Below are 26713 nucleotides of genomic sequence, written 5' to 3' on the forward strand. Positions count from 1 at the left end.
CAGGACTACACCCATGAACCGGAAGCCGGAGTTTTTCGCCGTATCCTGGCGGCGCTGGTCCGCCACCTACCCATCGAGTCTCAGCTATAGCCGAGACTACCACAAGGTTGCACCTGTCTCTGCCTGCGCCGGGTCGCTCGCTCAATACCCGCCTATGATCGGCAGGATCTCGCCGGTGATATAGCTCGAACATTGCGACGAGGCCAAAAACACATACGCAGGCGCGATCTCCTCGGGTTGGGCGGGTCGTTTCATGGGCGTTTTTGCCCCAAACTGCGCGACGTCCTCTGCAGTTTTTTCGGAAGGGTTAAGAGGAGTCCACACCGGCCCCGGTGCGACGGCGTTGACGCGGATACCTTTTGCGATGAGGTTGCCGGAAAGTGCCCGCGTGAATGCGTGGATGCCACCCTTGGTCATCGAGTAGTCGACCAATTCCCTCGAGCCGTCGATACCGGTGACTGAACCGGTGTTGACGATGGCCGAGCCTGGCTTCATGTGTGCCATCGCTTCCTGCGCCATATGAAAATAGCCGTAGAGATTGGTCTTCAACGTGGTGTCGAAGTGCTCTTCGGTGAGGTCCGCGAATTCGGCCGAATGCACCTGAAACGCGGCGTTGTTGACCAGCACGTCGAGCCCACCCAATTGCTTGACCGTTGCGGCTACCGCCCGGCGACAAAAGGCGCGGCGGGAGACATCGCCACGCAACGTCAGGCAACGTCGCCCTTCGGCCTCAACGGCGTGCTTGGTCACCTCCGCGTCCCTGTCCTCCGACAAATAGACGATAGCGATATCGGCGCCCTCGCGCGCAAACAGGACTGCGACCGCGCGGCCAATGCCGGAATCACCGCCGGTGATCAGCGCCACCTTGCCCTCGAGCTTCTGCGAACCCTGCCAGAACGGCGCGTCGTAGAGCGGCTGCGGCTTGATCTGCCACTCCTCGCCCGGCTTGGGGTGGTGCTGTTTCGGGAAGGGTGGCTCGGGGTATCTTCGCGCGCCAGCCTGCATGGCGCCATCCGGTCGTGATTGCGCCTTCCTACGATCGTCAGCGTCGACCTTGCGCTGCACGCGACGTTGAGTCTGCGTTGCCTTGGAAGTGTCGGTTTTCGTTTTGGTCAGCATGAATTGGCTCCTTCGGTTCGAAGGGACAACGCACATGGGGCAAAAAGGTTTTCACCGCCCGCTCATGATCTCCACCGCTGGGAATTGAGAGCAATGATATCTGGTTGCTCGATCTCGTCCGAAGCAGGCTCCCATGCGAAGACGCTGCCTCAGCCGAGCAAATGCGATTGATCGAATTCTCGGGCAGCTGGATTTGTTGGAACATTAGCTTGTCCTAAGAGTTCGTATCGGCGGCAGATAACGACCCCTCGGTATCTGTCGAAGATCGGGTCCGCAACTCGATCGAAGCCCGCGCTCTCCGCCAGAGGCGCGGGCTTTTCGCGTTCTGGCCCAACTGCATGGAGTTTGCCGAATGCCACGGACTGATGAGGGAGCAACTGTGATGGTATTGCTACAGCATTTTAAGACCCTGCATGTAAGGTAGGTTTCGGTTGGGGTGATTCATGTTCAAGATCTTTTATGCATCGGTTGCTTTCGGTGCAGTCGTCGCGCCAGCGATGGCGCAAGATGGCAATTGGGCGGGCTACTATGCCGGCGCTGAGATCGGTGCGGGATTTTCGCATCCAGGCTTCAGCGGCGGTAATGTCGTCAGCGGCTCGGACTTCAACGACAACGCGTTCGTCGGCGGCGTTTTCGTCGGCCATGATTGGCAGTCCGGCCAGTTTGTTTACGGCGGCGTGGCGAGTTTTGACTACCTCGGCTTCCACGAACAGACGGCCGAAGATCCGATATTCGGTGGCAAGACAAATGCGTATGCCTACGATCTCGATTGGGTCGCGTCCGCTCGAGCGCGCGCAGGGTTCCTAGCTTCGGACCAGTTGCTGCTCTACGGTACGGCGGGTGTCGCGGTTACACGCATCAATACGTCGTCGGATTTCTTTTTGGGCGGCACGAATACCGTAAACAAAACACGTTTCGGCGGCGCATTTGGCGCCGGTTTTGAATACGCCTTCGCTCCACAATGGTCTTTCAAAACCGAATACATCGAATATCTGTTTGATAGGGTTGAGGTGGCGAACTCGATTGATTTCAAACCACGGTTTGGGACCCTGAATTTTGGGATTGCCTATCGATTCTAGACCTTTCCACGCCCAAAAGATCTGGCAGTTTCGCGCACAAAATTTCTGGCCAGTCCGGGCCCCTCGAATTTGGGAAGTCTGGCGACAGCACGCACTCGGCTCATGAATTCATCGATCGTGAGCGCGAAGATCAGTTGGTCGAGTCTTTCGCCTGTCTTGGCGTCTAGACGGTGAGACCGCAATTCGCCCTCCTGCCTCAACATTCCAAGTCGGCATGCGGCAACCGCCGCTTGATTGCGGGAGAGCGGCTCAAACATCATTTTTTGCATCCCACGTTCAACAAACATGTGCCAGATCACGAGCGTGACTGCTTCGAACGAAATTTGGAGCCGTCGATGGGCAGTGTCTCCAACGATAAGATGCAGCGATCCGATGCGGTGCCTCTGGTCGATCTCCGCCATGATCAATCCGATAGGCTCGTCGTCGAGCATGCGGATCGCCATCAAATTACGCCGGAGGTTGTCAAAGCTGCCGATGTAGGAGCGAAACGAATCTAAGCCCATTGTCGTGGCGGGCATATTTAACCCGGCAGCGACGGCTGGATCGCCAACCCAGTTTGTAAATCGTTCGTTCACTTCGCCTGGTCGCAACGTGCGGATCCGACAATGTTCACCGGATCGGTCGACGAATATGGATCGTGGAGCAGCGTTTGTTGTCGGGAAGCCTATGCGCTGGCCATGTACAGGCATCTTGGGCATTTGCGGACTCACTCCCAATCTAAATATGCACTGACCAAGAATTCGAGATCGACGCAAGCCGCAACGGGGGAGAAGATGGGCAATCCCTGATCCGGCAATCCCTGATCGGCGGGCTAATGGGTGCTGCCTGTTCGTCCGTTGGCTGCCTTCGATAGGTAACCATCCAATGGGCGAGGTGAAGCCGCCGACATCACAATGAAGGCTACAATTGCGGGCGGCTGATGGGACAAACTGCGGCTCTGGAACGGGCAGAGCCTTAAGCCGTTTACTCCGCGCAAACAAGGAGATTGGGAAATGGCTTCCAAGAAAAGCAAGATGGACAATCGTATCTCCGATAAGGAGGCAATGCACATCGCGGAGACAACCGACGTGTCACCGAAGCAGGCTAGTTGCCGAGCTGGGGAAGGACAAAGGCAAGGAGGAGGCCAAGAACTTCAAGGCCGAGGGCTAGAAAGGATGTTTCTGGGAAAGCACGCGGTGTCAGTCCGCAACCTTACCCAGAGTGTCAGCGACGACCGCACCGCGCTCTCCCATGGGCAGCGCCGGACCCGTGGTCGAGTCGATCGCGGTCTGGTGTTCCATCTCGGCATTGATTGCCGCGCCGGCGATGAGGATGATGACGGAAATCCATGTCCACATCATCAAGCCGACTACCGCGCCGAGCGATCCGTAGGTAGCGTTGTAGTTGGCGAAATGCTGGAGATAGAACGAGAACAGCCAAGATGCAGCGATCCAAACTGCAGTCGCGGAAAAGGTCCCCCAGCTTAGCCATCGCCATTTGGCGTGTTCGCGGCTTGGCCCGAAGCGGTAAAGCAAGGCAATCCCCGTCAGCATTGCCACCACAAGAACGGGCCATCGCGATAACGCGATAAGCGTTTCGGTCCAGGCATCGAGGTAGAAAAAGCGCAACAGGGCGGGGACGACGCCGACCGTCAACAACAACACCATGCCGATGATCAAGGCTCCCACCGTGAACAAGATCGACATGAGGTTCAGAGTGATGAAGCTGCGTTTCTCGCTCTCCTCGTAGGCAATGTTCATGGCATCGAAAAGGGCCTTCATACCGCTGTTGGCACTCCAGAGCGCAATGGCCAGGCCGACAAAAAAGCCAGTCCCGAGAGTGCCCGGTTTCTGCGTGGCAAGCGCATGCAACTGATCACGAATGAGGTCGAGGCCCCCGGACGGCAACAGTCCGCCCAGATACGACACATGATCTGCGACGGCGATTGGATCGGCGACAAAACCATAGATCGAAATGAATGCCGCCAGGGCCGGAAACAGCGCGAGCAGGAGATAGAAGGTGGCACCGGCCGCGACCAGCAGAACCCGATCCTTGTTGAACTCTTCCCACAGTCGCCAGAAAATGTCCTTCCAGCCGAGCGCCGGGATTTGCGATGGCCACGCCGCTCCGCGCACGCGATCTCCGTGCTCCGACCGAAGCGTGGCCCCGCTGGCTTCCGTCATTGCCTGGGCACGACTGGCCGCCTCGATATCGATCAAAGAGGGATTGTCGTCCATCGCATGATGGTTCCGTTCAGCCTTGGAAGCCTTCGTGTCGTTTGAGAGCGGTGCTAACTGAAGCTGGTAGGTTGCGCGTTGACGCCTACAGATCGACTTTGGCGACGTTGTCTTTGTAGGTTTCCTTGGGGTCGAACCCGAGAAGCATTTTGATCCCCGCAATCGCACTCGAGCCATCGAGCCAAATCTCGGCGTTCTGCGGATCGAAACGCAACAACGCAAGCTTCGGATCCTCTTTCCCACCTTCAAACCAGGCAGCCACGAAGCGGTTCCAAAGCCGATCGACCGCGGCGCGGTCGTTGTCCAGCCAGAGCGTCCCCCGCACAGTGGCGAACAGATCGTGGCCCTTGGATGTGAAGGTAGCCGTTACCTTGCTACTGGCTGCCACGTCTTTGACAAGCTCTGTGTCTTTGGCAGTGAAGAACCATATCGGGCCGTTTTGGTCGCCCTCTATCTGTGCTGTCATTGGACGAGGCCCAGCCTTGGAACCATCGATGCCGATCATCATCGTCATATCGGACTTCAGGGACTTCCAAAACTTGGCTTCGAGTTCGGCAGGAGTCGGCATCTTTACTTCCTTTCAGCGTGGCGAAAGAAGGCAAACGACCGCAAGCCATGTCTGTTCCCAATCAGAACATAAAGATCCACCGAAGTCGGAGGGTGCGGGCCGGCGGGACGGGCTGGTTAGGCCGGTCGAGGCCGATCTACCCTTCTGCTCACCGTGCGTAAGCTTGTCATTGTGCAGTGCAGCAACGATGTTGTGAGCACGCGCTTTGGGCTTTCGAACAGCAAGGATACCGATTTGCGAAACATATCAGATACGATCGCGCGGCTGAGCGCGATGCGCGGCCGCCTCGTTGCTTCAGGGCAGCGCCATGACGATCGGCTGTCCGATCTGACCGGGTTCGGTTCCAACCCCGGCGCCTTGCGCGCACGCCTCTACGTGCCCGCAAACCTGCAGAAGGATGCAGCACTGGTCGTGGTCCTGCATGGCTGTACCCAGAGCGCAGCCGCTTATGACCATGGTTCCGGCTGGTCGCAACTCGCGGCGGAGCAGGGGTTTGCAGTCCTCTTCCCAGAGCAGCAGCGCGCCAACAATGCCAATCTCTGTTTCAACTGGTTCGTCCCTGGAGACATCAGGCGCGACAGCGGCGAAGCGCTGTCCATCCGCCAGATGATCGAGGCGGTGGTCGTCACCCATGGTGTTGACCGCAGGCGTATTTTCATCACCGGTCTTTCCGCCGGCGGCGCCATGGCGACGGCGATGCTCGCGGCCTATCCGGAAGTGTTCGCCAGCGGCGCAATCGTCGCCGGACTGGCCTACGGCAGTGCGGCGACCATCCCTGAAGCCTTCGACCGCATGCGTGGCCACGGCGGGCCGTCCAAGGCCGAACTGCAACGGCGCTTGCGAGTGGCCTCGTCACACGAGGGTCCCTGGCCGACGATTTCGGTCTGGCAGGGCTCGGCCGACAACACCGTCGTGCCATCCAACGCGGATGCCATCGTCGCGCAATGGCAAGGCGTGCATGGCGTAGGCATCAGCCCGACGCGCGTCGAGACGGTCGATGGCCAGACACGACAGGTCTGGTGCGACGGCGGTGGCCGGGAGCTGATAGAAAAATACAGCGTGGCCGGCATGGGCCATGGCACGCCACTGAAGACGGCCGGCGATGATGGCCTGGGCAGGGCGGGGACGTTCATGCTGGATGTCGGGATTTCCTCGACACGCCACATAGCTCGCTTCTGGGATCTCGCGAAGCCAGCTATGCGGGGCGGTGCGAAAAAAGACGCCGCCTCAGCGGCGCCTGTCTCCGGCGCCGCCTTGAGGATTTACAGCGTCCCTGAAAAGCCGCGCGCGGCACGCGTAGACAACACCGGAGCACCGCGACCTGACGCGCGTGGCTCGGCTGCCGGCATCACCCAGGTGATCGAGGATGCCCTGCGCGCCGCCGGATTGATGCGCTAGCCCGCACGCAAACTGGAACTCGCCGCTACGGCAGGAGTTGTGCTCCAGCAATGGAGGTCGAAATGGCGCAAGAGCCCAAAACAAACGACTTGACCAAGAAGCCGACGCTGCACGGCAAAGCCTTCCAGGTGAACGAAAACAGCGATGAAGACGGAGAGCCGATCGGATCGCAAGCGCCGCCACAAGTGCCGCAAACCAAGGATTCCAGCAGCAAGCGAAATCGCACCAAGCTGCATGGCAAAGCCTTCCAGGTGAACGAAAACACCGTGGGGGACGGGCAGTCAATCGCGTCGACTTCGCCCAAACCCGTTTAGATCCAAACGGGTAAAAACTGCATCGTCGCAACAGTCTGGCAGTTTTCTTAGAGGAGGGGAGGTCCAATGCGGACCTGCCTTTTTTGTGACCGGACCTGAACGCGGCAGCGCGGCTGGGCCTAAGACATTTTCACCTTCGGCTCTCGATCCCACAGGCGCAGTGCGCCCAACTCGCCAAGAAAGCCCGCGACGTCTTTCGGGCCGGACAAGGCTATGACACCCTTGTCGAGACTGTCCGCGATGCCGACCTTCTCGAAAAGCGGCGTTGCCGCTTCAGTGTAGCCGATGAACTTGCAATGAGCGAAAGCGTCGGTGACGAAATCACGGGCGGTGGATTCCTTCACCAGACTGGCGATGGCGGCCTGCGAGGCCAACAGCGCCACCGCGTCGTAGAGGACAGATGGAGCGCCCGCGAGCATCTGGTCCGCTTCGATCAAGCTGCCGTCGCTGGCTTTGGCGCCGCCAACCTTCGGAGCGATGATCTCGAAGCTGGCGCCGGCCTTGGCCAATGCCGAGGTCAGGGCCTTGAGCAGTGCTGCGTCGGTGCCGTCGGTGACGAGGATCCCGAGCTTGCGGCCCTTGAACTCCTGAGGACTGTTTTCCAGGATGCTGAGCGATGGCGCGGCACCAAGGTCGTGGCGGGTGGCAACAGCCGCATCGGCGGGTTTCGGCATCGCCTTCAGCCCGAGATCGGCAGCAACCTTCATGGCGAGCCCGTCATCGATATTGAGCAGGTGCGACACCATCCGTTCGCGAATGACCGGCGTCTTCACCTTGCTCAGTTCGAAGGTCAAGGCGGCCGCTATGTGACCTTGCTCCGTCGTCGTCTGGCTGATGTAGAACTGACGGGCCTGGCTGTAGTGGTCGGCAAAGCTCTCGGCGCGAATGCGCTGTTTGGGACCATCTTCGGCTTCGGCAAAGGAACGGAAACCGCGCTGGGGCGACTCCCGTGGCCCTTCGCCGAAGGAATTCGGCTGGTAGTTCACGCGTCCGACCGGATTGCGCATGGCCATGTGGCCATCCTGCTGGAAATGATGGAACGGGCACTTTGGCGCGTTGATCGGAATATGCGTGAAGTTAGGCCCGCCGAGCCGCTTCAGCTGTGTGTCGAGATAAGAAAAATTCCGGCCCTGAAGCAAAGGGTCGTTTGAAAAATCAATGCCGGGTGGAACATTCTGCGTCATGAACGCGACCTGTTCGGTCTCGGCGAAGAAATTGTCGGGCATGCGGTCGAGCACGAGGCGACCGACTGGGACCGGCGCCAGGATCTCCTCGGGGATCAGCTTGGTGGCGTCGAGCACGTCGAAATCGTAACTATCGGCAAATGCCTGGTCGAACAGTTGCAGCTGCAACTCCCACTCCGGAAAATTGCCGGCCTGGATCGAGTCCCACAGGTCGCGGCGATGGAAATCCGGGTCGGCGCCATTGATCTTCACCGCCTCGTTCCAGGCTACCGACTGCATGCCGAGCTTGGGCTTCCAGTGAAATTTGACAAAGGTGGATTCGTCCTTGGCATTGACCATTCGGAAGGTGTGGACGCCGAAGCCTTCCATGAAGCGCAAGGACCGCGGGATGGCCCGATCCGACATCACCCACATGATCATGTGCATGCTTTCAGGCGTGAGCGAGATGAAGTCCCAGAAATTGTCATGCGCCGACTGCGCCTGCGGGAAGCCGCGATCTGGCTCTTCCTTGACGGAATGGACGAGGTCGGGAAACTTGATGGCGTCCTGGATGAAGAAAACCGGGATATTGTTGCCGACAATGTCCCAGTTGCCTTCCTGGGTATAGAGCTTGACGGCGAACCCGCGGACGTCGCGCGCCAGATCGGCTGATCCCTTGCTGCCTGCGACGGTGGAGAAGCGCACGAAGGCCGGCGTCTTTTCGCCGGCGCGCTGGAAGATATCGGCGCGGGTGTATTTGGCCAGCGATTCATAGGTTTCGAAATAGCCGTGCGCGCCGTAGCCACGCGCATGGACGACGCGCTCGGGTATGCGCTCGTGGTCGAAATGAAAGATCTTCTCGCGGAAATGAAAATCTTCGAGGACGGTCGGGCCGCGCGCGCCGATCTTCAGCGAATTCTGGTCATCCGACACCGGCCCGCCCTGGGCGGTGGTCAGCACGGGCACATCGCCTTCGGCCGTCTGGTGAAGTTCGCCGCCGTCACCCCGCATCAGCTTTTGATCGTGAATGACAGCAAGTGTGCCGTTCGGGTTGCGCGACGACTTGGCCATGGCATGTTCCTTGTGAACGGTGCGGGATTGTACCTCTTCACAATGCTGCGTCCTGCAAGCGGTTCCGCCCTTTTGGCGAATAACTGGGGCGATACTGGTGATCTCTTCAGGTCATCTGCAGAGGTCGCTTCATCGGTCCGTTTCCCGGTAGAAGGCAGATGGCGAACGCCGCTTCCCACCATCGGCCGTCACCTGGCTACCGGCAACGTCAAATCATCCAGCATACCGAGTGCCGTGCTGGGTTTGGTCGGCTGGAGAAGTCCCTGTTTGGAAGCCGCGTTCCTGAAAGCATCGAAGGCCACTGCTGGCTTGCAAATTCCGTCTTTCGCAGCTGCCAGCAGACGAGCGGCTTCGTGATATGTTGCGGCCTCTTTGTTCCGCCATTGGCACGCCAGCGCTTTCTGTGCATCTGGGATGGATGAAACCACCATCGTGGTTCCGTCTACAAAACGGATTTTGAGAGGAAGAAATCTACTCATGACCTGGTTCCCTGGATGCGTCTGGGCGTGGTTTTCATTTGAACGGGCAATAACGCCGAAGGACCAACCTGGTTGCATCGTTGAAACGAAAGCCGACTTGGGAACGAGTCTCGCCAGTCGGCCAGCGCTCTTGTGAAGTCGGCCAACAGGCATGAAGCCGGCTAAACCACTCATGTTCCGAGGCGCTTAAATCGCTCACACAATCTGAGCTTTGGAGGAACCTCTCCGATTCCGCAGCGTTCTGAATGAGTTGATCACCCCCAAAAGGAGCGCGCATCGTCATGGGAAGCACAAGCGACAAAGCGGCTGGCCTTGCAAACCAGGCAGCCGGCAACGTGAAGCAGGGCGTCGGCAAGGCCGTTGGCAATGACAGGCTGAGAGCTGAGGGCGCAGCCCAGGAAGCAAAAGGCAAAGTCCAGAAGGCTGTTGGCGACGTGAAGTCCGCAGTCAAGGACGCCACAAACAAGACGGCGGCAGCCATCAACAAGAAGCTGTGAGCTTCAAGAAGGGTCAGCGGATCTACGCTGGCCCTTTTTCGAGGAATCCAGGTCAACGATCCAACTCAGCTGCAACCCTTTCGAGCGCCTTTCGCGGTTCGTCGACGATCACGTCACCGTGGCTGACGATGACGCGTGCGAGTCCGGGTTCTTTTGCCCATTTGCGGAAAGCCCCGGCGAGCGCCTTCCGGTCCTTCACAAACAGCCATTTGCCAACTCGCGGTATCCGCGGCCGATTGACACCGAAGCCCAGCACGCGTGCCAGAATGTGAGCTCCAATCCCATGCGGATGACGCACATTGGCGAGTATGTCGTTGATAACGAGGGTCGTACCACCCTCACGGCGTACAAGTAGCGAGGCCTCCTTCTCTGCAACGCCTGGCACTGGCTCAAGGCGGACGGCGGGATCATTCAGGATATCTCCCGTGTCATCGACTTTGACGACTTTCTCGACGGCGTCCACCGCACCAGGAGCGCAGACAACCTTCGCCTTGGGGTAGCGCAGCTTCCAGGGCTTGATGTCGAGCCGGTGAGCTGTGCCCGGTACGATAAGGAAGGTGGGGTCGCCAAGGGCTTCGATTTCTCGCATTTCGGGCTCGGCGAGCGGGATGGCGCTCCAGATAGCGGTGCGCCGTCCCCTGAGTCTGACCACCGTCATCCGCCGAGGAAAGTTGCCCAACGGCATTTGGATTTCGCCCGCAACAGTTAGCAGGCCGTCGTCGAGTTTTTCAAGCCGACCGTGCGACCCGACCTTCCACTCGTCATTGAATTTTGGCATGCGAACATTCTCGATTGGTTCGCATTCAACAATAGTTCAGCTCTAATTTCGTTCCGTAATGCTGCCGGGTGGCGAGGCTCGTGCGAAGCACCAGAGGGAGCCTTAGCTCTGTTGGGAGTGGATCTCGGGCAGACATCATGAAACCTTTTGATTTTCTAGCCGTTGTCGGCCGATGTCCGAGCCTAAACTCAAACCGAAACCGGCCAACGGCGCCAAGCCACGGGGTGCCGATAAGGCGCGCCAGGTAACGGCATCGACAATACAAACCGCGCCTGAGGTGGACGGCCAGGCCGCACCGCCGCCGGATGCCGTCGAGCCCGATCCGCAGCTGACGCCCGAGGAGGCTGAGCAGGCGCGCAAGAAATACCTGCTGACGCGTTTCTGGATCAGCGCACGCGGTTATTGGGGCCGCGGCGCCGACAGGCTCGCCTGGCCGTTCACAATCGGGGTGTTGGTGCTGATCTGCATCAACATCGGCTTCCAGTATGGGATCAATGTCTGGCACCGCTCGATTTTCGACGCCATTGAGCAGCGCAATGCCCGCACAGTCTATTTCCTGAGCGCCGTATTCGTGCCGCTCGTGCTCGGTAGCGGCAGCCTTGTCGTTGCACAAGTCTACCTGCGCATGACGATCCAGCGACGCTGGCGTTCCTGGCTCACTACGACGGTTATCGCGCGCTGGCTGGCAAACGGCCGCTACTACCAGCTGAACCTCGTCGGCGGCGACCACCAGAACCCCGAGGCCCGCATGACCGAGGATCTGCGCATCGCCACCGAGTCGCCCGTCGATTTTATCGCCGGTGTCCTCAACGCATTCCTCGTGGCGTCGACCTTCATCGTGGTGCTGTGGACGATCGGCGGCGCGCTCACCCTGCCGATCGGAGGGTCGAGCGTCACCGTTCCCGGCTTCCTGGTCATCACGGCGATCATCTATGCCGCCATCACTTCCACCTCGATGGTGGTCGTCGGCCGCAATTTCGTCCGCCTTTCCGAGCGGAAGAACCAGGCGGAGGCCGAACTGCGCTACACGCTGACGCGCGTGCGCGAAAACGGCGAGAGCATCGCCTTGCTGGGCGGCGAGGAGGAGGAGCGCAGCGGCATCGACAGGAATTTCGGCCATGTGCTGAGGCAATGGGCGCTGCTGACCGGCCAGCACATGCGCACCGCGCTGGTGTCGCAGGGGTCGAGCCTGTTTGCACCGGTCGTGCCGATCTTGCTTTGCGCGCCAAAATTTCTAGAAGGCTCGATGTCGCTCGGCCAGGTCATGCAGGCAGCGTCTGCCTTTGGCATCGTGCAAGGCGCGTTCGGATGGCTGGTCGACAACTACCCGCGTCTTGCCGACTGGAACGCCTCCGCGCGGCGTATCGCCTCGCTGATGATGTCGCTCGACGGGCTCGAGCGCGCCGAGCAGAGCGATGCGCTCGGACGCATCAATCGAGGCGAAACTGAAGACGGGGCGATGCTCAGCCTGGACAATCTCTCCGTGACGCTCGACGACGGCACCGCCGTAGTCAAGGAAACCGGGGTCGCGATCGACCCAGGCGAGCGCGTGCTCGTGGCCGGCGAATCCGGCTCGGGCAAGTCGACGCTGGTGCGGGCCATCGCGGGCCTGTGGCCATGGGGCGACGGCAGCGTAAACTTCCATGCCGACAGGCGGCTGTTCATGCTGCCGCAGCGCCCATACATTCCCTCAGGCACGCTTCGCCGCGCCGTCGCCTATCCCGCTGCCGCCGACAACTGGTCGATCAAAGAGATCAGGGGTGCCCTCGACAAGGTGGGCCTCGCCTATCTCGCCGCCAAGATCGAGGAAGACGCACCATGGGACCAGACCTTGTCGGGCGGCGAAAAGCAGCGGCTCGCCTTCGCGCGTCTCCTCCTGCACGCCCCCGATATCGTCGTGCTGGATGAAGCAACCTCGGCACTCGACGAGAAGAGCCAAGGCAAAATGATGGAGATGCTCGTCCACGAACTGCCGAAGGTCACCATGATCAGCGTGGCGCATCGCGCCGAGTTGGAAGCCTTCCACAGCCGCAAGATCACACTGGAGCGGCGCAAGGGCGGCGCCAAGCTTGTCAGCGATATCGAGCTTGTGCCGCTCAAAAGCAAACGGAACCTGCTCACGCGCGCCTTGTGGGGCTCTGGTTCTCGGCGTGAGATGAAGTAGGCCGTGATGGCCGGGACAGAAAATTGAAAAGCAAGTCCACGGGAACATGTGCTCTATCCGGAGCAGAATGTTCAACGATCGCTTCGAGAAGCAAGGCAGTCAAGCGCGCCTTCACCTGGGAAGTCCGCACTTGGGGTACAAAAGCGAAAGTTCAATTACGACCCGCTTGACCTCCAGGGCAGGCTTGGACCTTCCGTAAGCCCGGTCGGCCTGCCTGCGCCAACTCACGCCAATCAGCCCTGCATCATGGAGTGCAAGATGGCCTGCATGTGCTCTTCCAGGTCGAGTTCGCCCCGTGCCTCGACAGTCAACAGGTAGTGGGCTTTGGTCCGGCGATCGCCTCTGCTGGTCGCGGGATAGGATGGCCAGCAATGCTTGTTCTTCAAATCGGTCTGCTGTCTTGCGGTCGTACCAGCTGCTGCCAGCTCGACGGACCCTATGGAGCTCGGCATAGCCCGTCTCATGGGTTGCGATCAGCGCCTGCAATTGGCGTGAGGTATTTTCTCCCTCAGCAAACGCCGGTTCAGCGACAGACGCAACGGCGGTGAACGCTAGAAATGTAAGGCGGGTGACTGCCGCCATGCCTCATATCCTTGCCGGCTGACGACTGCCGGTGCACCATAACACCAGCGCAGTGATCGTGGAGGTGGTCTGCGACCCGATCGCATCGTCTGCTGACAAAACCTCGCTGCTCCCCCGGTTGCGCTTGGAGGCCCAAAGGCCGCGGCCAGAAGCGGCACTGAGCCTGCCCTGGGAGCTACGGGAGCACCGCCGGCGCTCGATCCTCCGAGGCGGGGACATTTTCGCCCCGAGCTCAGGAAGCAGCGGCTGTCCCTCTGGTTTCTTCAAGGGCAACGTCAAAAGCGCACACCAGCCCGGTCGGGTCGAACGTGATGGTGACGTTGCCTGCAGACTCGGGCCCAAGAAGCCTTTCAAGCATGCGTGTGCCGAACCCTTTCCGCTCAATAGCCGGAACCGGCGGACCGCCCAGCTCGCGCCATTCTATTCGAACACGCCTTTGCCCGGCTTGCCCGCTTACGGTCCAGCATATCGAGACGGTTCCGTCCTTGTCCGAGAGAGCCCCGTATTTGATTGCATTGGTAGTCAGCTCGTGGAAACCCAATGACAGCGACAGCGCCAGCGTGGGGGAAAGCCACACCGAGTCTCCTGAGAGTTGGAACCGGTCTGCATCTGCATGCGGTGAAAGCGCCGCTGTGACGACCTCCCTGAGGTCGGCGCCGCTCCAGTTCTCCTGCGTCAGGATATCGTGCGCCTTGGCGAGCGACACGAGCCTGCTTGCGAGCGCCTGTCCTGCTTCAGGCAAACTCGTCGCATTGCGAAGGGTTTGGCTCGCAATCGACTGGACGACTGCCAAGGTGTTTTTGACTCGGTGGTTGAGCTCATTGACGAGAAGCTTGCGCTGTTCTTCACCGCGCTTGCGCTCACTTATGTCGAGGCTGACCTGCACCGCACCGATAACCTTGCCAGAGGTACCTCGGATTGGCCGCGCACTTGACAGAAGTGTGCGCTGAACGCCATTCGGAAGGATGTAGGCGAATTCCTGGTTGTCAGTCTGTTCCCCGCGCATTGCTCTGCTGAGCGGCCGATCTTCTCGGCTCACGGTGTGCCCATCCTGCAAAGCGATCGTGTCGATGACCAAGTCGGTAGCGCCGAAGGTTTTGCGTGTGTCGGTAGGCAATCCCATGAGCTCGGCCGCAAAACGATTGCGTATTACCTGGCGCGCTTGCGGATCATATGTGAACCAGACTGCCGCTGGGGCTGTCTCCAGAACGGCTTGCAGTTCGAACTCGCGTTCGGCCAGTGCGCGCTCGGCGGCGAGAAGCGCGTCAGCGATCACTGCAAACTCGGAGATCGCGGTAGACATGGCCTTGACCGGTCGGCCGTGCCCCAAGGCATCGGCGCGGTTCGCCAGATCGCGGGCCGCCTTGGCGAACCCCTTGCCGACGACATAGGCGAGTGCGGAAGAGATTAGCATCGCGACAAGGGCGAGGGCGGCAATCGCAGCCAGAGATCGCCAGAAGGGTGCCTGGACGACCGAGAGCGGCACGTTTGCAGTGTAGAACCAGTTGGAGGCACCGGACCGGTAATAGCCGGCGAGCAGCGTTACGCCCTGAAAGTTGCGCGAGGTGAACGTGCCAGAGCGGCCTGCAACCTTCTTCAGATATTCTGGCAAACCCGGCTTGCCTGTCATTTCCTCGTGCAGCGAGGATCGTGCCACATAGGCGCCCTCGCGGTCGCCGACGCCAATCGTCCAGCCTTCAGGCACAGCCGGCATCATGACGTCGCGAATGTCGGCCGTCGGGACCGATATGGCGAGAAGCCAGTCTTCGCCTTTCGGGCCGCGCACGGGAACTGCGACTGCGATCCGATATTCGCCCGAGACGGCATAGACGCCGCTGACGATCGGCAGATTGGATTTGAGCTTGGCTAGATCCGGCGTCGACAGTGGAGAGACGGGCGGCAGCTCCGTTCCATAGGGTATCCGGGTGTTGACCAGTTGCTGCCGGCCCAGGTCGCGCAGAAAGATGATGCGATGCGTGCCCTGTACCAAGCGAGCTGCTTCCGCATGCAAGGCCATGAGGTCGCCGCCAGCCATAGAGGAGGATTTGGACAGGCCTTGAACTACTGTAGCGAGGTTGGTGATTTCGCCTTCGACCACCAATGACATTTGACGAGCTACCTGCAGAGCCTCGCTCTCGAACCGTGCCCGTTCGTTGAAAGCATATTGGGCAAGGAGATAGGCAGCAAACAGCCAGACTGGAACGACAACGGCGGTAATCAAGCCCAGCAGATACAATCGAGCTGACAGACGAGGCAACTTCTACCCCCACACTGTTGTGAGCGTTCTAGTCGGAGGCAAGGACATGATAAATTGCATCCGCAAGCTGGTGCGACTCGAATGGCTTTTGAAGCGTCACGACTTGCTTGTAACGCTCATCCAGCCCTCGCAGACCATAGCCAGTGGCGAAAAGGAATGGGATGCCTCGGCCCTGGAGCACTTTTGCTACAGGAAAGGATTGTTCATTTGCCAAATTTACGTCCAGGACGGCGAGATCGAAACTCTCGTCTGTTGCCATTTTTAGCGCGCTCTCAAGGCGCATCGCCGGGCCGAGAACCTCAAATCCCAACTCCATCAACATGTCTTCGATGAGCATCGCGACGAGCGCTTCGTCCTCGACAACAAGCACTCTAAGGGGCCTTTCATGTGCCAATTGCGATCGCCCTCAATTCAGAGGTGATCCTAGCGAGCGAAAAGCATGATGAGAATGATGATTGGAATTCCAAGAAGCCAAGCAAGATGCCGTGGCCCATTGGGGGCCCCCCTGAAGTTGGTCAGCGCACGATAACAATTCGCAGATGGATTATTCGTTCCCCTGACGGCGGCTGGCTTCGATGCGGTTTGCGCAGGGAAGAGCCTGTTTGCTCAATATCTTAGGGGTGCAAATGCCCCGCCACCTTACGACAGCGGGGCATATGTATCAAAGCCGGTTGGCGGCTCGCGCACGCTCCGTGTCGACCTCGTCTTGGGTGTAGTTGCCTGCGCCGGCGTCGAACCCGGTCCAACCTTCCGCCTGGTAGTTCCTGCGGCGGTCGGCCACGTCCACCGAAGTGGATTGTCCAAGAATTCGTTCGGCGTCCGGTACAAGTTCTTCATCGACTCTTGCGGTCACAAGAGTTCCACCGCGACGTACGCCTTCGGCATAGACATGAGCATCCGTTTCAGGAACGCCCGAATCCGTTAGTGCACCGACAATGCCGCCGGCGGCACCACCAACGGCAGCACCAGCCACCGCGCCAGCGGCAGTTGCCGCCAGCCAACCAGCAGCCACGACCGGCCCGACGCCCGGGATGGCCATAATGCCCAGCCCAGTGAGCAATCCGCCGGCGCCGCCAACCAGTGCACCAAGGCCAGCTCCACCAGCGGCGTCCTCAGATGCCTTGGAAGTGTCATTGTCGTACCAGTCCTTCGAATTGTTGGCGACAATGCTGATGTCGGAATTGGGGATCCCCGTCGCTTCCAGTTCGCTCACCGCATCCTTGGCGTCGCCATAGTCATCGAATAGCCCTGTTAGCGTTTTCATAGGGTCGTTCTCCTTCTTGTTTCAGTTCGTACCGGCAACGACGTTGCCCTGGTAATCGAGGGCAACTGCTGCGCTCTTGCCATCCTTGCTGGCCTCGCCGCGCCAGATGCCCTGGTCGTCCTTGGTCAGCGCCGACACGTCGGTATAGCCGGCGTCCTGGATGCGGCTTTTCGCCTGTTCTTCGGTGAAGCTGTTGGCGCCGGGGATCGGAGCTGATGGATTGGTCTCACTGGTCGTGACGGCGGGTGTTGCCGAAGTGGTGTCCGTCGACTTCGCGCCCGTCGAAGTCGCGATCTTCTCGATCATGTCCTTGTGCATCTTGAGGGTCGGCAACGTCTCCTGCGCGAAAGACTTGAGTGTGGCGTTGTCGCCGTCCTTGGCATATGCCTCGAACAGGCTAACCGCGTCAGTATGGGCACTGCGCTGCGCCTCGACATAAGGCTGATCGAGCGGTGCCTCGGATAACTGAAGCTTGTCCAATTCGGCCTTGTGCTGAGGATCGAGCTCGCTGGGGACCTTCAGCTTCTGTTCACCGGCAATTGACTCCAGCTTGGCGTTGGCCGCGCCATGATCAACAATCATCTTTTGCGCGAAGTCCTTGACGCTCTGGTCAGAGATTTTGTCTTGAGCGATTTTGCTCGATTCGACCTCGAACACTCCGCCGGCTGCAGCCTTGTTGACGAACTCCTGCGCATTTTCAGCGGTGAAGGCCGGCGTAGCAAAAGCCATAGCAGTGGCAGTGGCCAAGCAGGCCATTAAGTGACGTGTTTTCATGAGTTTGTCCTCGTTGTTGCACGACTGTGCGATGAACGAGTAACCACGGTGCGCAGGCTTTGTTCCGGCGGAAAAGCGATATAGCGATTTGGCAATGCGGCTGCCTGAGTCGCCAAGGACGACGACGGTTTTTCGCTGGAGACGCCTGGCGCGGATCGCAAGAATGCCCGCGACCTACTTCCCTGGACCGTCGCCAACAACTGCGCCAAATAGGGTGTTCTGTCCGGCAATTGCGGACAAGATGAAAGTTGGCCGGGATGCCAGCCTGGTAGAGGGGAAACGCTTGGCCAGGCTCACCTGGAGCGAAACAGACAGCCCCAACGTTCAATCCGTCGCCAAAGGTACCGTGGTGTTTAAACGCGCCACTCCACAGGCTTTGAGTGGCACAGGCGATCCCAAAATACAGCGACCGTCGTTTGTGGCGACGCCCGACTTTGTAGACGCGGACGAGCCCATGCGAACGCCATGGCGCCCGAATCGCTCACTTCTTCTTCGCTGCAGCCGCCGGATTATTTCCCGTGGGGGAGGTCGATTTGGCATCCTTTGAGTGTGCGGCTATGGCAGGTCCAGCTCCTGTGGCCTTCCTCATGTCGCCGGTTTTGCTGTCGACCCCTTTCTTGCCCGCCGACCCTGAAAACAACTTTCCGAAAAAACCCATTTGAACCTCCCGGTAACGGCTATCGACCAGTTGTCGACGTCTGTTCCTAAATTGCGGGTCACGGATTTTGTTCCCCAAGCTGCCTGGTTTTTGCGGCAAAGGTCTAGTACCGCCAAGCGCGTCGCTGCATCCCGGCACCCGAACCATCTGCAGCAGGCGATTAGTTCGGCGACAATCGCGAGCTGCGTCACCCCAGGCACTGCGCCAAATGAATGTAGTCGAAGAATTCGGGAACTTGATGGGCGCCGAAGACTTTAGTTTGTGATGGGAGTGCAGTCCTGATGGCCGAAGAGACGAAGCCGCCCGAAATGACGCCCGAGGGCGTTAGGGCGCTGGCGCGGGAGTCAGGGGCTACTGAGGAACAAATTCGCGAAATTGTATCTTTGATCGGGCTCGATCGCGCGTCGATCTTGCGCGAAGCGCGACAGTTGCTGCGCAAACGCTAGGCCAACGTTGGTGAAAGACCCAGCTGAGATCGCCAGAGCCTCATCTCGAGATGGCCTCAGAGGCGATTGAAAACGATCGACTGAACGATTTCCACGATGTCGAGTGCATTGGCAGGTTTGTAGATCACATGTCGCGGCTGCAGGGCTGCGTAGTCGCCTTCCAGTGTGTCGCCCGTATAAAGAGCGAAGGGTATGCCGCTTGCGGTCAAAGTCTCCGCAATGCCAACACAGTCCCCGTCCCTCAGTTGCACATCCAGAATGGCAGCTTCCGGGCGATGAGCTGACAACCACGCCGCCGCGTCCGTGCATGAATGCACAAGCGTGACGTCAAAACCTCCCTCTGCCAACGCTGCTTCGAGTTCAATGCCTATGAACACCTCGTCCTCGAGCACAAGGACGACGGGCACTGTCTTCTCGACCTCTTCCGGCTGCTCGACAAAAATGTCGTGCCGCTCTTGGTGCTTGTTCATTTCATCTCGCTTTTCGGCGCGTCGCAATGGCGACCAGGAATGCTTTCGCCGCCGCATCGCAGGCGATGCGCGAGGGTCCGTTGGCTGCAAGAATGACCCGGGCTGCCTGTAGGGCTAAGCCATGTCTGCTAGCGAAAAAGGCGGCATCGTATCCGGGGTCCTCGGCAAGGAGGACTTTTTCGCGGCGCGATTTCATAGCTCGCCCTCCGAGCTTTCATCGAAATCGCCTTGCACAATCTCAATAAGCAGACCCCCGGCGTATGTGGTCTCATTGGATGGCATTCGGTCGAATTCAATGGCCGCTGAGTGGAGCTCAGCCAAGCCAAGCACCAGTCGCTCGGCGTCATCCTGGCTTAGTGCTTCACATTGGTGGCGTCCCAGAATTTCTGCCGCCGTCACGGGAATGTTGACAATCCCGATCTTGGATATCGATCGGAGGATAGTTCTGTTGGCGTCCTCACAAAGGCTGCTGGAATAACTCATGGTCAACTCCTGTCCAAAGACGGGTTTTCCCTCGGTTCAACGTATGCGCTTGACGATCGAAAAAAGCAAATATAATTTGCAAATTATATAATTTTTTCAATTAGTTAGCAGAGTTGCTAATATGATCATGTGACTGTGGTTGATCCAATTGAGTTGATGCAGTGCGCCGAGCCGTTGCAGTCGAACACGCAAATGGCTATTTCTTAGCGGCTTGCACCACCTACTCATTTTGCTCAAGGCAAAACGCAGGGGTTAAAAATGGCTGGTCTGGAGAGAGAAGAGCGTCTTCAAGTGATGCTGACCGCTGAAGAGTTGGCGGCGTTGGACACTTGGCGGTTCGACAAGCGAATGCCAAGCCGCGCTGCAGCTGTGAGGGAGCTGCTCCGCAGGGGCCTGGCCGCCGACGGCTTTTTGACCGCGGAGCAGGGGAGTCATTCCGCTGAATTTGGAGTGGTTCGAAAGTAACTCTGCATGCCGACACGTCGGGTCGTCGATAAGATTAGCCGACGCTGGCGACCAACTGAAGCAGCGCACCTAACGTCAGCAGCAACGGACCGCACTGTGGTGCGCCGACGGCTGTGAAAAGCGTAGGCGGCTCGGAAATACGAAACATAATCGCGCCGCGACGGAACCTGAGAGAACCAACAAGATCGTTCCTCGCCCGCTTCCCCAGCGCCGGCTTACTCTTGCTTCTCCACATCCAACTCGCCCGCCCACTCGGCGGCCCTTTTCGTTGTTGGCATCGGAAAGCTTGGTGATGTGTCGGATCTTTGCGCCTGCGGCTCAGGCTCGCGACTCTAGAATTCCGGCATGCTCGGCGAGAGCGACAAAAGCCTCCCGCGCCTGGGAAGGCAATGACTTACCGTCGATCGCGGCTTCGACGATCTCTCTCGCTGATTGGTAGAAAGGCCCCCGCTTTGAGTGCGGCCAATCAACGAGCACTTCGCTCGCACCCTGAACGGATTTCACCTCGCGCACAGACGAGCTGCCATAAGGCCGGATTTTTACGCTGCTTTCGAAATGGATGCGCTTCGCTTTGCGGTCATCGTCGTCGTCGCTTTCCACAAATATGCCGGCTTCACGAGCGGCCTCTTCGAATCGAGTGCGGCTGTCGATCGTGGAGCGGCTCCCTTCCAGCACCTTCTCCGTGGTTTCGAATGCGTCACGATGGAGTTCGGTCCCCTGACCTGGCCAGTCAGTGCTGGCAAGCAACGCGGACGCCTGGTGGGCGGATCTTACGGTTAGCGGCTTCGCGCTCTCGGAGAGGCGAACCTTGACCGGCCTGTCAAACTGTTTGTCGTCCATGTAGCCCTCCTGTCCGACTGTGATAACGTTCAAACCGGGACGAGGTTGCAGTTGGCTTTGTGGTCCTTCGCGAGGCCGCGACCATGCCTTGCGAAAATTTAAGCGGCACGGGTCTGGGTGAACGTGAAACTGCATCGCCGCCAGTCTTCCGCGCCGCGAGTCCGACCAGGAGGAATTCAGATCGCGTCCGGGGGCCAATGGTGCATGCGCCCGAGGAACCACTGGGGCGAGCGGAAGTTAATCACCAACCTTTGAACCGGAGTGCAAAAAATGGCTGACAGCGAAAACCGCAGGGAAATCGGTGCGACGAAATATCCCGCGAGAACTGGCTCTGATCCCTCCGACCAGTTTTCTCAAGATGCGGCCGGAAACAAAAAACCTAAAGACGGGATCGGATTGACCAGGCGACGGGGCGAAGTGGAAGAAAAGACGCATCAATCCGACGGCCAAAACGTTCCCACGCGGCCGGGTGGCCCAACCGAGGATTGACCAGATGAGCGTGGCAAACCTGCCGCTCGAAGGCCCCTTATGGCGATCGCCTCCGTCGATCGACGACACCGACATTGCCCTGCGGAAGGCTTGAAGCATAGTTGGTTGGGGATGAGCGCATCCGTGAGGACATGGCCCCGTCAAACCGGGATGCAATCTGCTTTCCGATAAGCCTGCTGCAGCTTGCAAACAACGGGCAGTCGGAATCTAACGTGCCGCCATTTTCCGAGTTGGCGAAAATGGTTGGCCTCACCAAAAGCCATATAACGACCAGATGTAGTCAGAGGCGGACTTTTGCGCCGGCCTGCCGGGTTTGACGGCCGGACAGAATGACCCTTCAGAGCCAGGCTGCGCAGCATCAGCCACGCTGGCCCAGCATTCGCGATCAATTATTGCGGATGTCGGAACCTTTGGTTCGCGGGAGGCTTCCATTTGATGTCCCAAACCGTAGAACCACCGATTTTGCCAGAGGGTAGCCCAGACAGGGAAGTCAACTGCGAAGTTGCGCTTGAGGCCGCGTTCAAAGCCTTGGTGGCCGCCTCGGAGGCGCAGGGTTGGACGCATCGTGAAACGATTGCAATTCTCTTGAAAATCGCGACGGAACATGCCCAGACGCTAGAGGCAGTCGTTGCAACTGAAGCTGCAAAACCGACTCGCAAAGCTTGAGACATCTCCATTCGCCCGTTGCCGTCCCGTCGCCCGATGCAGCAAGCGGAACGAACACGCACACTGGACGTTTTGATGGGTCGCCGAGCTATGCTCAGCGGAATGGGAGAGCGTGATGAACAACATTGTCTGGTTGGTCGGCGCTGTTGTCATTCTCATAGCGGTGCTAAGCTTTTTTTGGGCTTCGATAGCCTGAACATTCTGGAAGCCGGGTGGCTGCTGGCGTTGCCTGTTTCGTTCGTGCTTACGGTCTTTCTTGCCGAATTTATTCTCTCTTGCATTAAGTGATGGGCAGCGCGTCGGTGTCGGGGCACGCAGTACAATTATGGCACCCGCGCATAGCTAGGCTGGTCAGATGACATCGGATTCCGAGAAGGCCGAGGCGATCGAGCAATTGCTCGATACGCCTGATCTTGCGACCGCGCTGGAGAGCGAGCAGTTCAAGAAATTCCTTGATCAGGTGCCGATCGCCATTGCTGTTTCCGATCTTGGGGCGATGGAGCGCGTCGTCTACGCCAACCCGGAATTCGAGAAATTGTCAGGCCTGAAGGCGGCACGGCTTGCCCGGGAAAACTGGGCAGCACTGCCCGGCATCGGAATTCACCAGCAGGAGGACCGCCCACTTGCCGAGGCGGTGGCGAATGAAACCGATTTCGTCGGCACTTTCCGGCTGGAGCGCGGCGAGGAAAAGCCGGCGATCGTCGACGTTTATTCCAACGTTATCGAGGACGACAACGGCAAGATCTGCTTCCGGCTGGTAGCGCTGGTCGACGTGTCGTCACATGGTGGGGCGGCGGATGCGCGCTCGGGCGAGGAACGCGTCCGTGAGAAAGACACTCTACTGCGCGAACTGCAGCACCGGGTCAAAAACAATTTGCAAATGATCACTGCATTGATCCGTCTGGAAACCCGGAACGCCACCGAACCGGACCAGAAGCGTTTCGAGAGGCTCGCGGGACGTGTTGATGCTCTGGCGATCCTCTACCAGACGCTTTCGGCTGACGAGCAGAAGGATGAGGTCGATCTCGGTGTCTATCTCAGCCAGATCGCGTCAGCGGTGATGAGCTCACATGCGGTCGAAGGTATCCGCCTTGATATGAAGGTGGACACCTATCCGGTCTCGATCAACGTCGCCATGCCGACCGGGCTGGTTGTGAACGAGTTGCTGACAAATGCGCTCAAGCACGCCTTTCAGGGCCGCGAGGGTGGCACGATAACACTGCACAGCATCGTCAATGGCGACGGCTGCCGGGTCACCGTCGCCGATGATGGAGTCGGCTTGCCGGAAGGCGAGACATGGCCAAAACCCGGCAAGCTCGGCGCACTAATAGCGCGCTCGCTGACCGAGAACGCCAAGGCGGAATTTAACGTCACTTCAAGCCCCGGCGAGGGAACAAAGGTCACCATCGTTTTCAGACGATCGGCTGCCGCCGCCAGCTAATAAATCGGTATGGCAAGGGCCTAGGTAGGCGGGCTTTTTTTGTCTGCGGCTGGGAACTTCGCCAACCAAGGTTGTTGAGCTGCAGCAGCGGTTCGTACCGGTTCGGGCTGCTGGCCACGGCGGCAAACTTGGTCGGCCCGCGTCTTCGCCAAACGGCGCGGGCCAACCCATGATCCGCCCTTTTCTAGAAGCAAGGGCTTGCTAAATACCATGGGGAGATGGGTGTGGTGATGCAGACGAAGGCGACCAACAACAAGCTGACGAACCTCGCGGTCACGTCGATCAACAAGCGAAATTGACTACTCCGCTCTGACCGCAGGGGGTATGTCCAGTTCAACGTGATTTCGTTGTGGTGTTGTATTCACGGTTCGCCGCATAATCGATCTTGAATGTTTCATCGGCAACGCGAACGCCCTGCTTCACGTTTGAGATAGTTATCGTCGTCGTCAGTCCTCTCTCGTCGGTGAGGCTCCATTTGCGTAAATCGAGCGATTTTCGGTCGAACGTCATGGTAATATCTGAATTGCCGAAGGCTGACTTGTCGGCGAGCCTGACAGTTACCTGGTTTCCGTCTTCCTTAATGCTTTTGAAGCGCCTGCCAGAGAAGTCGACTTTGTTGTCGAGGAGCAACTTGAGCGGCGTCTTCGCGAGCGCATAGAGCCGCGATGTCTTGAGCTTCTTGTTGTAAACGACCAACGACTTGCCATCAGCAATTACGCTGACCCCTGAGTGGCCCGCATAGTTGAATCGTATTCTGCCTGGGCGTTGGAAAAAGAACCTGCCGCTTGTCTTTTCCGCCTTCGGCCCCGACTGAACAAAGTCGCCGGACATCGATTTTACTGATGAGAAATGATCGGCGATCTGCTGCGGCTCAACAGGTGCGGCTGAGACCGCATGCGCGAGTTCCATGTTGATAGTGGCAGCGCCGCCCAGGATAAATCCAAAACCAATCAGCGTCTTCGTGATACGGCGCATATAATTATCCTAACCAGAGCAGGCGCGTGATCGCAACCGATCACGCGCCCTATTTCAATAGCCGTCAGGGCAACGTGCAATGTAGACGCGGCCGTGGCGATCGCGATATCGACATTGGCCGGCCTCGCTGGCGTGGCCGATCACCGCGCCGGCGATCGCACCGACCGCTCCGCCAACAACAGCTCCCTGTACGGGATCGCCGGCCACAGCGGCACCAATTGCAGCGCCACCCAGGCCGCCCACTGCAGCGCCTTGCTCGGTACGGGAGCATGCTCCCAGCGGAATGAGCAGGCTCAACAAAAGTAGTGTCTTTTTCATTCGTACTCTCCTGGGCTTTAATTAGCCGGAGATTAAATGCGCCAGTGAGTTTTTCGATCCATCGATGGCAACGGTTGCCACGTTTCATGGGAACCAGTCGATGTTTGTGAGACCAACAAAATCCCACAGGACCGATCGCTATGCGGGCTTGTGCCGGCGCATTACACTCCATTCGTGCCAGATCAACAGCATGACGACCGCATCGAAGACGGTCAGTACGAGCAGGCCCGGAGAGTGGGTGTAGGAATAGCGGTAGACCTGGTAGGCCATAAATGCGCCCAGCGCGACGAGGGAGGCCGGATACGACCACAGTTTGCCTCGCAGAAGCCCGACGACCAAGAGCAGCTTTATCAGGCCGTGGCTGAGCAGATAGAAGGCGTAGAACTGCTTACTCGCGATCGAAAAGTGGCTGGCCATCTGCGACAGATGGCCAGCCATGAAATCGTTCGGATCTTCGATCAATTCGTCTTGGGTGAGAGCATTGACCCACGAGGCAATGGTGTCTGTGGTGACGAGGTAAAGCAGGACACCGCCAAGGCATTCGATCAGCGCGTGCGCACCCTTCAGCCAGACGCTGACTTCAAAAATCTGATGGATGCGGCGTTCGTCGATTGCTTTCACAAAATTTACCTCGCGATCGACAACAACGGAAGCAAGTAAGAATGGATGCAACTCTCACCCAGTGGATCAACGCGTCAGCCGGATTTCACCCGGTGCTTGATCAGGCAATGATTGGCGTCTCACAAGTCGGCGTTCCGGTCATGGTGCTGGCTGTGGTTCTGCAATGGTGGGCCAAAGTCGACCGTTACCACGTTCGGCACGCCGCCGTGTCGGCCGGTCTGGCGTTCTTGCTCGGTCTGGCGGTCAACCAACTCATTCTTCTGTTCGTGCATCGCGTCCGCCCCTACGACGCCGGTGTGACGCACCTTTTGATCGCGCCAAGCGCGGACTGGTCATTCCCATCCGATCATGCGACCGCAGCCATTGCAATCGTTGCGGCCTTTGCGATGCAAGCTCTGCCGCGCCGGACGGTGGTGCTATCCCTGCTGGCATTTCTGATTTGTTGGTCGAGAATTTACATTGGCACCCACTACCTTACCGACGTTATCGGCGGTGCCATCACCGGCATCATTGGTGCCGTTGTGGTGCGATTGACCTACCGCGAGAACTCCCGGCTGGACAACCTAGTGACCAAAATCCTCTAGAACGATTGTGCTGTGCCAGCCCACCGCTGTTGGGCGCGACTCCAGAATTAGGCGACGAAATATCGATACCCCAGCCACCCAGCCAGCGCGACCGATCCGGCCCATATACAAGCGATGATCACCGCAGCGGCGCGGCTCACGGGTCTATCTACGGCTAAGGCCGCCGCCGCCCTGTGTTCCGCCATGACTTCAGGCGGTATCATCTTTACCACGGCAAGCACGCCTAAGGACCTCCCGAGAGGGAGGCCCTGCAAGAAAATCTGGCTCAGCGTTTGATCATCCTGGGCGTTTGATCATCCTGGCCACTGCAATCAAGATGCAAGCCCCGATAAAGCCAGCAACCAGATAGCCAAGCCAGCCGGCCAGCGAGACACCAAGCGCCCCGAGAAGGACGTTGGCAATAACGGCGCCCACGATCCCCAAAATGATGTTCATGAGCACGCCCATGTTGCTTTTCATGAACATCTCGGCGAGCCATCCGGCAAGGCCGCCTATGATGATCGCTGCGATCCAACCGACGCCAGGATTCTGCAT

General features: G+C 58.8%; 31 protein-coding genes. 11 read left to right on the forward strand and 20 right to left on the reverse strand.

Annotated features, from left to right (window positions below):
• Positions 1-141: 141 nt before the first annotated feature.
• Complete coding sequence (locus AC1DX6_RS16695; RefSeq protein WP_477315200.1) at positions 142-1119, reverse strand: SDR family oxidoreductase; 978 nt, start codon at positions 1117-1119, stop codon at positions 142-144.
• Between the two features lie 443 nt (positions 1120-1562).
• Here AC1DX6_RS16695 and AC1DX6_RS16700 point away from each other — a divergent pair, with 443 nt between their 5' ends.
• Positions 1563-2198 (forward strand): outer membrane protein, encoded by a 636-nt coding sequence (locus tag AC1DX6_RS16700; protein ID WP_477315202.1) that lies wholly within the window; start codon positions 1563-1565, stop codon positions 2196-2198.
• Here AC1DX6_RS16700 and AC1DX6_RS16705 read toward each other — a convergent pair.
• From AC1DX6_RS16705 to AC1DX6_RS16715, 3 genes are all read right to left on the reverse strand, one after another.
• Complete coding sequence (locus AC1DX6_RS16705) at positions 2195-2896, reverse strand: GNAT family N-acetyltransferase (protein WP_477315204.1); 702 nt, start codon at positions 2894-2896, stop codon at positions 2195-2197. The two genes, AC1DX6_RS16700 and AC1DX6_RS16705, sit on opposite strands and share 4 nt — an antisense overlap.
• Positions 2897-3376: 480 nt before the next feature.
• Positions 3377-4360 carry a YihY/virulence factor BrkB family protein gene (locus AC1DX6_RS16710; RefSeq protein WP_477316438.1) on the reverse strand — a complete coding sequence of 328 codons (984 nt, stop codon included), beginning with the start codon at positions 4358-4360 and terminating at the stop codon, positions 3377-3379.
• A 139-nt stretch (positions 4361-4499) separates the two neighbouring features.
• The gene (locus tag AC1DX6_RS16715; RefSeq protein WP_477315206.1) at positions 4500-4982 is read right to left on the reverse strand and encodes a pyridoxamine 5'-phosphate oxidase family protein; all 483 of its coding nucleotides are present in this window, start codon (positions 4980-4982) and stop codon (positions 4500-4502) included.
• 234 nt (positions 4983-5216) lie between these two features.
• On the opposite strand from AC1DX6_RS16715, the gene AC1DX6_RS16720 reads away from it, so the two are divergent.
• Complete coding sequence (locus AC1DX6_RS16720) at positions 5217-6380, forward strand: extracellular catalytic domain type 1 short-chain-length polyhydroxyalkanoate depolymerase (RefSeq protein WP_477315208.1); 1164 nt, start codon at positions 5217-5219, stop codon at positions 6378-6380.
• Positions 6381-6430: 50 nt separating this feature from the next.
• On the forward strand, positions 6431-6694 hold the full coding sequence (locus AC1DX6_RS16725) for a hypothetical protein (RefSeq protein WP_477315210.1): 264 nt from the start codon (positions 6431-6433) through the stop codon (positions 6692-6694).
• A gap of 119 nt (positions 6695-6813) precedes the next feature.
• Here AC1DX6_RS16725 and katE read toward each other — a convergent pair whose 3' ends face one another.
• A complete protein-coding gene (gene katE / locus AC1DX6_RS16730; RefSeq protein ID WP_477315212.1) occupies positions 6814-8928 on the reverse strand; it encodes a catalase in 2115 nt (704 codons plus the stop codon).
• Between the two features lie 188 nt (positions 8929-9116).
• Positions 9117-9407 carry a DUF982 domain-containing protein gene (locus AC1DX6_RS16735; RefSeq protein ID WP_477315214.1) on the reverse strand — a complete coding sequence of 97 codons (291 nt, stop codon included), beginning with the start codon at positions 9405-9407 and terminating at the stop codon, positions 9117-9119.
• A 281-nt stretch (positions 9408-9688) separates the two neighbouring features.
• Between AC1DX6_RS16735 and AC1DX6_RS16740 the strand changes: the two genes are divergently transcribed.
• The gene (locus AC1DX6_RS16740; RefSeq protein ID WP_183445348.1) at positions 9689-9904 is read left to right on the forward strand and encodes a CsbD family protein; all 216 of its coding nucleotides are present in this window, start codon (positions 9689-9691) and stop codon (positions 9902-9904) included.
• Positions 9905-9956: 52 nt separating this feature from the next.
• On the opposite strand, the gene AC1DX6_RS16745 is transcribed toward AC1DX6_RS16740, so the two are convergent.
• Complete coding sequence (locus AC1DX6_RS16745) at positions 9957-10682, reverse strand: hypothetical protein (protein ID WP_477315216.1); 726 nt, start codon at positions 10680-10682, stop codon at positions 9957-9959.
• 172 nt (positions 10683-10854) lie between these two features.
• On the opposite strand from AC1DX6_RS16745, the gene AC1DX6_RS16750 reads away from it, so the two are divergent.
• A complete protein-coding gene (locus tag AC1DX6_RS16750; protein ID WP_477315218.1) occupies positions 10855-12846 on the forward strand; it encodes an ABC transporter ATP-binding protein/permease in 1992 nt (663 codons plus the stop codon).
• Between the two features lie 814 nt (positions 12847-13660).
• Here AC1DX6_RS16750 and AC1DX6_RS16755 read toward each other — a convergent pair.
• From AC1DX6_RS16755 to AC1DX6_RS16775, 5 genes are all read right to left on the reverse strand, one after another.
• The gene (locus AC1DX6_RS16755; RefSeq protein ID WP_477315220.1) at positions 13661-15685 is read right to left on the reverse strand and encodes a sensor histidine kinase; all 2025 of its coding nucleotides are present in this window, start codon (positions 15683-15685) and stop codon (positions 13661-13663) included.
• A 28-nt stretch (positions 15686-15713) separates the two neighbouring features.
• Positions 15714-16055 carry a response regulator gene (locus AC1DX6_RS16760; protein ID WP_477315222.1) on the reverse strand — a complete coding sequence of 114 codons (342 nt, stop codon included), beginning with the start codon at positions 16053-16055 and terminating at the stop codon, positions 15714-15716.
• Between the two features lie 291 nt (positions 16056-16346).
• Positions 16347-16949, reverse strand: coding sequence for a hypothetical protein (locus AC1DX6_RS16765; protein WP_477315224.1), 603 nt, complete (start codon positions 16947-16949; stop codon positions 16347-16349).
• Between the two features lie 21 nt (positions 16950-16970).
• Complete coding sequence (locus tag AC1DX6_RS16770; RefSeq protein WP_477315226.1) at positions 16971-17723, reverse strand: DUF4142 domain-containing protein; 753 nt, start codon at positions 17721-17723, stop codon at positions 16971-16973.
• A gap of 481 nt (positions 17724-18204) precedes the next feature.
• A complete protein-coding gene (locus AC1DX6_RS16775) occupies positions 18205-18381 on the reverse strand; it encodes a hypothetical protein (RefSeq protein ID WP_477315228.1) in 177 nt (58 codons plus the stop codon).
• Between the two features lie 281 nt (positions 18382-18662).
• On the opposite strand from AC1DX6_RS16775, the gene AC1DX6_RS16780 reads away from it, so the two are divergent.
• Entirely contained in the window at positions 18663-18827 is a 165-nt protein-coding gene (locus AC1DX6_RS16780; RefSeq protein ID WP_477315230.1) for a hypothetical protein, read from the forward strand.
• A 56-nt stretch (positions 18828-18883) separates the two neighbouring features.
• Here the strand turns inward: AC1DX6_RS16780 and AC1DX6_RS16785 are convergent, their stop codons facing one another.
• From AC1DX6_RS16785 to AC1DX6_RS16795, 3 genes are read right to left on the reverse strand one after another with little or no spacing between them, the layout of a single operon-like run.
• Positions 18884-19297 (reverse strand): response regulator, encoded by a 414-nt coding sequence (locus tag AC1DX6_RS16785; RefSeq protein ID WP_477315232.1) that lies wholly within the window; start codon positions 19295-19297, stop codon positions 18884-18886.
• A gap of 1 nt (position 19298) precedes the next feature.
• On the reverse strand, positions 19299-19493 hold the full coding sequence (locus AC1DX6_RS16790) for a hypothetical protein (RefSeq protein ID WP_477315234.1): 195 nt from the start codon (positions 19491-19493) through the stop codon (positions 19299-19301).
• The gene (locus tag AC1DX6_RS16795) at positions 19490-19780 is read right to left on the reverse strand and encodes a hypothetical protein (RefSeq protein WP_477315236.1); all 291 of its coding nucleotides are present in this window, start codon (positions 19778-19780) and stop codon (positions 19490-19492) included. Before AC1DX6_RS16795 ends, AC1DX6_RS16790 begins: the two co-directional genes overlap by 4 nt.
• A gap of 258 nt (positions 19781-20038) precedes the next feature.
• On the opposite strand from AC1DX6_RS16795, the gene AC1DX6_RS16800 reads away from it, so the two are divergent.
• A complete protein-coding gene (locus tag AC1DX6_RS16800; protein ID WP_477315238.1) occupies positions 20039-20245 on the forward strand; it encodes a hypothetical protein in 207 nt (68 codons plus the stop codon).
• 318 nt (positions 20246-20563) lie between these two features.
• Here AC1DX6_RS16800 and AC1DX6_RS16805 read toward each other — a convergent pair whose 3' ends face one another.
• The gene (locus tag AC1DX6_RS16805; protein ID WP_477315240.1) at positions 20564-21085 is read right to left on the reverse strand and encodes a DUF982 domain-containing protein; all 522 of its coding nucleotides are present in this window, start codon (positions 21083-21085) and stop codon (positions 20564-20566) included.
• Positions 21086-21355: 270 nt separating this feature from the next.
• Between AC1DX6_RS16805 and AC1DX6_RS16810 the strand changes: the two genes are divergently transcribed.
• The 3 genes from AC1DX6_RS16810 to AC1DX6_RS16820 all read left to right on the forward strand — a co-directional run bounded on the left by AC1DX6_RS16810 (position 21356) and on the right by AC1DX6_RS16820 (position 23681).
• Positions 21356-21574 (forward strand): hypothetical protein, encoded by a 219-nt coding sequence (locus tag AC1DX6_RS16810; RefSeq protein ID WP_477315242.1) that lies wholly within the window; start codon positions 21356-21358, stop codon positions 21572-21574.
• A gap of 435 nt (positions 21575-22009) precedes the next feature.
• Positions 22010-22240: a hypothetical protein gene (locus AC1DX6_RS16815; RefSeq protein WP_477315244.1), complete on the forward strand. Its 231-nt coding sequence runs from the start codon at positions 22010-22012 to the stop codon at positions 22238-22240.
• A 355-nt stretch (positions 22241-22595) separates the two neighbouring features.
• A complete protein-coding gene (locus AC1DX6_RS16820; protein WP_477315246.1) occupies positions 22596-23681 on the forward strand; it encodes a sensor histidine kinase in 1086 nt (361 codons plus the stop codon).
• Between the two features lie 333 nt (positions 23682-24014).
• On the opposite strand, the gene AC1DX6_RS16825 is transcribed toward AC1DX6_RS16820, so the two are convergent.
• The 3 genes from AC1DX6_RS16825 to AC1DX6_RS16835 form a co-directional block, all read right to left on the reverse strand.
• A complete protein-coding gene (locus AC1DX6_RS16825) occupies positions 24015-24656 on the reverse strand; it encodes an outer-membrane lipoprotein carrier protein LolA (RefSeq protein ID WP_477315248.1) in 642 nt (213 codons plus the stop codon).
• A gap of 54 nt (positions 24657-24710) precedes the next feature.
• On the reverse strand, positions 24711-24974 hold the full coding sequence (locus AC1DX6_RS16830) for a YMGG-like glycine zipper-containing protein (RefSeq protein WP_477315250.1): 264 nt from the start codon (positions 24972-24974) through the stop codon (positions 24711-24713).
• A 138-nt stretch (positions 24975-25112) separates the two neighbouring features.
• Entirely contained in the window at positions 25113-25586 is a 474-nt protein-coding gene (locus AC1DX6_RS16835; protein WP_477316440.1) for a DUF2127 domain-containing protein, read from the reverse strand.
• A gap of 50 nt (positions 25587-25636) precedes the next feature.
• On the opposite strand from AC1DX6_RS16835, the gene AC1DX6_RS16840 reads away from it, so the two are divergent.
• Positions 25637-26179 carry a phosphatase PAP2 family protein gene (locus AC1DX6_RS16840; RefSeq protein ID WP_477315252.1) on the forward strand — a complete coding sequence of 181 codons (543 nt, stop codon included), beginning with the start codon at positions 25637-25639 and terminating at the stop codon, positions 26177-26179.
• A gap of 276 nt (positions 26180-26455) precedes the next feature.
• Here the strand turns inward: AC1DX6_RS16840 and AC1DX6_RS16845 are convergent, their stop codons facing one another.
• A complete protein-coding gene (locus AC1DX6_RS16845) occupies positions 26456-26713 on the reverse strand; it encodes a GlsB/YeaQ/YmgE family stress response membrane protein (RefSeq protein ID WP_477315254.1) in 258 nt (85 codons plus the stop codon).

It is taken from the genome of Mesorhizobium sp. P2_C4, assembly GCF_056404575.1.

Coding starts and splice junctions, on each gene's coding strand:
- AC1DX6_RS16750 (WP_477315218.1), top strand. CDS start 10,855: ATGTCCGAGCCTAAACTCAAACCGAAACCGGCCAACGGCGCCAAGCCA.
- katE (WP_477315212.1), bottom strand. CDS start 8,928: ATGGCCAAGTCGTCGCGCAACCCGAACGGCACACTTGCTGTCATTCAC.
- AC1DX6_RS16775 (WP_477315228.1), bottom strand. CDS start 18,381: ATGGGTTTTTTCGGAAAGTTGTTTTCAGGGTCGGCGGGCAAGAAAGGG.
- AC1DX6_RS16820 (WP_477315246.1), top strand. CDS start 22,596: ATGACATCGGATTCCGAGAAGGCCGAGGCGATCGAGCAATTGCTCGAT.
- AC1DX6_RS16770 (WP_477315226.1), bottom strand. CDS start 17,723: ATGAAAACACGTCACTTAATGGCCTGCTTGGCCACTGCCACTGCTATG.
- AC1DX6_RS16810 (WP_477315242.1), top strand. CDS start 21,356: ATGGCTGACAGCGAAAACCGCAGGGAAATCGGTGCGACGAAATATCCC.
- AC1DX6_RS16840 (WP_477315252.1), top strand. CDS start 25,637: ATGGATGCAACTCTCACCCAGTGGATCAACGCGTCAGCCGGATTTCAC.
- AC1DX6_RS16805 (WP_477315240.1), bottom strand. CDS start 21,085: ATGGACGACAAACAGTTTGACAGGCCGGTCAAGGTTCGCCTCTCCGAG.
- AC1DX6_RS16710 (WP_477316438.1), bottom strand. CDS start 4,360: ATGACGGAAGCCAGCGGGGCCACGCTTCGGTCGGAGCACGGAGATCGC.
- AC1DX6_RS16745 (WP_477315216.1), bottom strand. CDS start 10,682: ATGCCAAAATTCAATGACGAGTGGAAGGTCGGGTCGCACGGTCGGCTT.
- AC1DX6_RS16715 (WP_477315206.1), bottom strand. CDS start 4,982: ATGCCGACTCCTGCCGAACTCGAAGCCAAGTTTTGGAAGTCCCTGAAG.
- AC1DX6_RS16800 (WP_477315238.1), top strand. CDS start 20,039: ATGGCTGGTCTGGAGAGAGAAGAGCGTCTTCAAGTGATGCTGACCGCT.
- AC1DX6_RS16830 (WP_477315250.1), bottom strand. CDS start 24,974: ATGAAAAAGACACTACTTTTGTTGAGCCTGCTCATTCCGCTGGGAGCA.
- AC1DX6_RS16740 (WP_183445348.1), top strand. CDS start 9,689: ATGGGAAGCACAAGCGACAAAGCGGCTGGCCTTGCAAACCAGGCAGCC.
- AC1DX6_RS16845 (WP_477315254.1), bottom strand. CDS start 26,713: ATGCAGAATCCTGGCGTCGGTTGGATCGCAGCGATCATCATAGGCGGC.
- AC1DX6_RS16815 (WP_477315244.1), top strand. CDS start 22,010: ATGTCCCAAACCGTAGAACCACCGATTTTGCCAGAGGGTAGCCCAGAC.
- AC1DX6_RS16790 (WP_477315234.1), bottom strand. CDS start 19,493: ATGAAATCGCGCCGCGAAAAAGTCCTCCTTGCCGAGGACCCCGGATAC.
- AC1DX6_RS16765 (WP_477315224.1), bottom strand. CDS start 16,949: ATGAAAACGCTAACAGGGCTATTCGATGACTATGGCGACGCCAAGGAT.
- AC1DX6_RS16825 (WP_477315248.1), bottom strand. CDS start 24,656: ATGCGCCGTATCACGAAGACGCTGATTGGTTTTGGATTTATCCTGGGC.
- AC1DX6_RS16695 (WP_477315200.1), bottom strand. CDS start 1,119: ATGCTGACCAAAACGAAAACCGACACTTCCAAGGCAACGCAGACTCAA.
- AC1DX6_RS16780 (WP_477315230.1), top strand. CDS start 18,663: ATGGCCGAAGAGACGAAGCCGCCCGAAATGACGCCCGAGGGCGTTAGG.
- AC1DX6_RS16795 (WP_477315236.1), bottom strand. CDS start 19,780: ATGAGTTATTCCAGCAGCCTTTGTGAGGACGCCAACAGAACTATCCTC.
- AC1DX6_RS16725 (WP_477315210.1), top strand. CDS start 6,431: ATGGAGGTCGAAATGGCGCAAGAGCCCAAAACAAACGACTTGACCAAG.
- AC1DX6_RS16700 (WP_477315202.1), top strand. CDS start 1,563: ATGTTCAAGATCTTTTATGCATCGGTTGCTTTCGGTGCAGTCGTCGCG.
- AC1DX6_RS16705 (WP_477315204.1), bottom strand. CDS start 2,896: ATGCCCAAGATGCCTGTACATGGCCAGCGCATAGGCTTCCCGACAACA.
- AC1DX6_RS16735 (WP_477315214.1), bottom strand. CDS start 9,407: ATGAGTAGATTTCTTCCTCTCAAAATCCGTTTTGTAGACGGAACCACG.
- AC1DX6_RS16785 (WP_477315232.1), bottom strand. CDS start 19,297: ATGAACAAGCACCAAGAGCGGCACGACATTTTTGTCGAGCAGCCGGAA.